This window comes from Roseovarius dicentrarchi (genome assembly GCF_003316635.1).
Taxonomy (GTDB): domain Bacteria; phylum Pseudomonadota; class Alphaproteobacteria; order Rhodobacterales; family Rhodobacteraceae; genus Roseovarius; species Roseovarius dicentrarchi.
In genome coordinates this window covers 1-3805 of the sequence record NZ_QNQP01000053.1, presented here as the reverse complement: position 1 = coordinate 3805, position 3805 = coordinate 1, and the positions used below count along the sequence as shown (strand labels likewise).

General features: G+C 58.8%; 3 protein-coding genes and 2 pseudogenes. 3 read left to right on the top strand and 2 right to left on the bottom strand.

What is annotated here, in order from left to right; genetic code table 11:
- Together DQ230_RS16650 and istB are read left to right on the top strand one after the other, a co-directional pair.
- Nucleotides 1-407: pseudogene (locus DQ230_RS16650) on the top strand (hypothetical protein); the annotation flags it as partial.
- Nucleotides 404-1336 (top strand): IS21-like element helper ATPase IstB, encoded by a 933-nt coding sequence (gene istB / locus DQ230_RS16645; RefSeq protein ID WP_238987578.1) that lies wholly within the window; start codon nucleotides 404-406, stop codon nucleotides 1334-1336. The pseudogene DQ230_RS16650 and the gene istB, both read left to right, overlap by 4 nt.
- Here the strand turns inward: istB and DQ230_RS16640 are convergent.
- Both DQ230_RS16640 and DQ230_RS16635 read right to left on the bottom strand, forming a co-directional pair.
- Nucleotides 1314-1843 (bottom strand): annotated as a pseudogene (locus DQ230_RS16640) (transposase); the annotation flags it as partial. The gene istB and the pseudogene DQ230_RS16640 sit on opposite strands and share 23 nt — an antisense overlap.
- 157 nt (nucleotides 1844-2000) lie before the next feature.
- The gene (locus DQ230_RS16635) at nucleotides 2001-2957 is read right to left on the bottom strand and encodes an IS5 family transposase (RefSeq protein WP_113913679.1); all 957 of its coding nucleotides are present in this window, start codon (nucleotides 2955-2957) and stop codon (nucleotides 2001-2003) included.
- Between the two features lie 173 nt (nucleotides 2958-3130).
- On the opposite strand from DQ230_RS16635, the gene DQ230_RS16630 reads away from it, so the two are divergent.
- On the top strand, nucleotides 3131-3805 hold a 675-nt coding region (locus tag DQ230_RS16630), incomplete at its 3' end, for a DDE-type integrase/transposase/recombinase (protein WP_113913678.1).

The window sequence follows — 3805 nt, the reverse complement described above, 5'->3', positions numbered from 1 at the left end:
CTCTTCTCCATGGTTGGTTTGCAACTCCATGGAATACCAGAATGGGCAGCCCCTGCTGGGGCGCGCCCCAGCAGGGGCTCATGACCCCCACCTCGAGCGAATTTCCAGACGTCAGGTTACAGTACCTGATGGAAGCCCGCATGATCAAGGCCGGTCGGCGTGAGTATGTGCAGGTCTTGCGGCTCTTGGAGACATTCGAGATGACAGACCTGCAGGTTGCCGTCAAAAACGCACTTCGCATGGGGGCCATTGGGTTCGACGCCGTCAAACACCTCGTGCTGTGCCAAGTCGAGAAACGGCCACCCAAGCTGGATCTGGATGTCTATCCGTATCTGCCAAAGGCCAATGTCGGCACGACGTCAGCGGCCAGCTATATGTCTCTGATGAAGCGGAGGCAGGCAGCATGAACGACGCTCCCCAAGTTCTTCTGGATCACCGCCTCAAATCGCTGCGTCTGCCGACTGTTCTGCGGGAATACAGCAAACTGGCCCGCCAATGCGCAGCAGAGGGACATGACCATGTTCAGCTCCTCGCACGTTTGGTCGAATTGGAAATGATCGACCGGGAACGGCGGATGATCGAACGGCGCATCAAGGCGGCCAAGTTCCCGGCCGTCAAAAGCCTGGACAGCTTCGACTTCAAGGCGATCCCGGCATTGAACAAGATGCAGGTGCTGGAGTTGGCGCGTTGCGAATGGATTGACCGGCGCGAGAATGTCATCGCACTCGGCCCCTCAGGCACTGGCAAGACCCATGTTGCTTTGGGCCTTGGCCTATCTGCTTGCCAAAAAGGCCTGTCCGTTGGATTTGTCACCGCCGCCGCACTCGTCCATGAACTGATGGAAGCGCGTGATGAACGCAGGCTCCTGCGGCTTCAGAAGCAGATGGTGGGTTACAAGCTGCTGATCATTGACGAATTGGGCTTTGTGCCGCTGAGCAAAACTGGGGCTGAGCTGTTGTTCGAGCTGATCTCCCAACGCTATGAGCGTAGTTCCACGCTGATTACCAGCAACCTGCCATTCGACGAATGGACCGAAACCTTCGGGTCAGAACGCCTGACCGGCGCGCTGCTCGACCGCCTGACCCACCATGTCAACATCCTCGAGATGAATGGTGAAAGCTACCGCCTTGGACAAAGCAAAGCGGCAGGCAACCCTCAAAACCTAAACCACAATCAGCATCAATTGGCCCTGACGGGCCAAAGCATCCGGGCAACCGCCAGCTATATGACAAGCGCGGCCGCCCGGATGCTGGCGCTCGTCTGGACGCTGATTATCCCAACCCCAAAGTGGCAACATTTTGCGCTGCCATTTGGCCCACTTTTACTCTGCCGTTGACAAGTGCAGTGATCAACGGCACCACCGCCGCATCTTGCGCTTTGTGATAGCGCCGACGCGGCTTCGCGCTTCCCGTTGCCCGGGCATGCAGGTTCGATCTGGAGACGCCCAAGATCTCGGCCACGGCGCTCATCGGGAACCGTCCTTCGGCTGCGACTGCGCAAGCCACGTCAGTTTTTTTGAGCGTGACTTGTCGAGCGCCTCCTTCAGGATCTCGACTTCGAGGGTTTTGCGCCCAAGCTGGCGCTCCAGCTCGCGGATGCGATCCTCCATCTGCCGGACAGCGCGATTGCTTGTGACGTCATCGTCCCCAGATACGGCCACGGCCCCTCCCTCCAGCATCAGACGCCGCCAACGATACAGCAAGTTCGGCGTGACGCCATTGCGGCGCGCGACGGCGGAAATGCTGGCGGTCTCGTCCAGCGTCTCCTCCACGATCCGCAGTTTCTCGGATGACGACCAGCGGCGCCGACGGCCGCCATCGGTGATGATTTCATAGTCAGACATAAGCACATGCTTAGGGAGCGTCTGATCTACCGCTTCGGCTGCGCCGATTTAGGATCAATCGTGCTTTGATTTTGCTGGTGAGGCCCGATTTTGCGCTCGGAGTGCCGGAATAGGCAGCCCTGAGGCGCCCAAGCCCTGATTTCGGGCAGAGTCCGCCTCATGCCATCAGCTTTCGTCGGACGAGGAACAGGTTGCCAAGGGCGAACAGCGTGAACAGCTGCGCGCGGTTCTTCGCAAGACCCCGATAGCGGGTCTTGATGTAGCCGAACTGGCGCTTGAGCACGCGGAAGGGATGCTCGACCCGTGCCCGCACCTTGGCGATGATCCGGTTGATTTCGTCGTCGATGGGATGAAGCGCACCGCCTTTCGGTGCCTTGCGCATGACGCCCCAGAACTTATCGGGACCAGAGAACACGGCCTCCCGCGTGGCGCTGACATAGCCCTTGTCCGCCCAGACCGACGTTTCATCACCGTGCAGCAGTTCGTCCCAGACCTGGCTGTCGTGTGTCTTGGCCGTGGTGGTGTTCAGACTATGCACGATCCCGCTCTGCGCATCGACACCGACGTGCGCCTTCATGCCGAAATACCAGTCGTTGCCCTTCTTCGTGGACGACATCTCGGGATCGCGCGCCTTTGCTTCGTTCTTGGTCGACGACGGCGCATCGATGATCGTGGCGTCCACTAACGTGCCCGAGCACAGCGTGATGCCCTGGTCCGCGAGATGGCCACTCACCTCAACAAACAGCTTCTCGGTCAGTTGGTGCTTCTCCAGCAGGTGACGGAAGTTGAGAATGGTCGTCTCATCTGGGATCCGGTCGTCGCCGAGTTCAATCCCAGCGAACTGGCGCATGGAGTCGCTGTCATACAGCATCTCCTCCGCCATCGGGTCACTGAGCGCATACCATTGCTGCAAGAAATACACTCGAAGCATCGTCTGCAGCAGCATGGGCGGACGTCCACCCTTCGGTCCGACCCTCGGGTAATGCGGCGCGATCAACGTCAGCAATCGTGCCCATGGCACCACCGCATCCATCTCGCCGAGGAACTTCTCCCGGCGCGTCTGCTTCTTCTTCATCGCATGGCGGAGGCTGGGAAAGGCGGGTTGCTTGGGCATAACGGCACATCCTTCATCGTCCTGTCCAGTCTATCCCAACCCGCTCAGAGTGCGAGGTTTTTCAGACGTTCCTTAGGGATATCCCTAAGCCTCCATGGTTATGCCTGAGTGTCCGGTCGAAAAGGGGGCCAGTTCAATGGTGCGATCTATTCTTTGGAATGGAAGGAAGCACTATGGGACAAGTTCGTCACGGGATCGCCACGACCACGCACGCCGTCAGAGCAGCAATACAGCGATCGCAAGCTTCGCTCTCGGAGCTAGGCCAAGAACTCGGGATCATCCCCAAGACAGTCGCCAAGTGGCGCAAACGGCAGACGGTCGAGGATCAGAAGACCGGGCCGAAGGAGCCGCGTTCAACCGTTCTCACGGAAGCAGAGGAGGCAATGGTCGTCGCGTTCCGCCGGCACACGCTGCTGCCGCTGGACGACTGCCTCTATGCCCTTCAGCCCACGATCCCGCACCTGACGCGCTCGGCGCTACATCGGTGCCTTCAGCGAAATGGCATCTCGCGCCTGCCAGACGTCGAGGGTGACAAACCGAAGCGTCAGAAGTTCAAACGCTACCCTATCGGCTTCTTCCATATTGACATCGCCGAGGTTCAGACCGTGGAAGGAAAGCTCTATCTCTTTGTGGGCATTGATCGAACCAGCAAATTTGCAGTTACCCAACTCGTGGAAAAAGCAGATCGCAAGACTGCGTGGGAATTCCTCGAACACCTGCTCAAGGCCGTACCTTATCGCATCCACACCATCCTTACTGACAACGGCATCCAGTTCGCCGAGCAGCCCCGCAACCGGAACACAGCATATTCACGACAGATGCGGTTCGACATGATCTGCGAGGCAAAT

Excerpts from the sequence above, each read along its gene's own strand:
- istB (WP_238987578.1), top strand. The coding sequence starts at position 404 with ATGAACGACGCTCCCCAAGTTCTTCTGGATCACCGCCTCAAATCGCTG.
- DQ230_RS16635 (WP_113913679.1), bottom strand. The coding sequence starts at position 2,957 with ATGCCCAAGCAACCCGCCTTTCCCAGCCTCCGCCATGCGATGAAGAAG.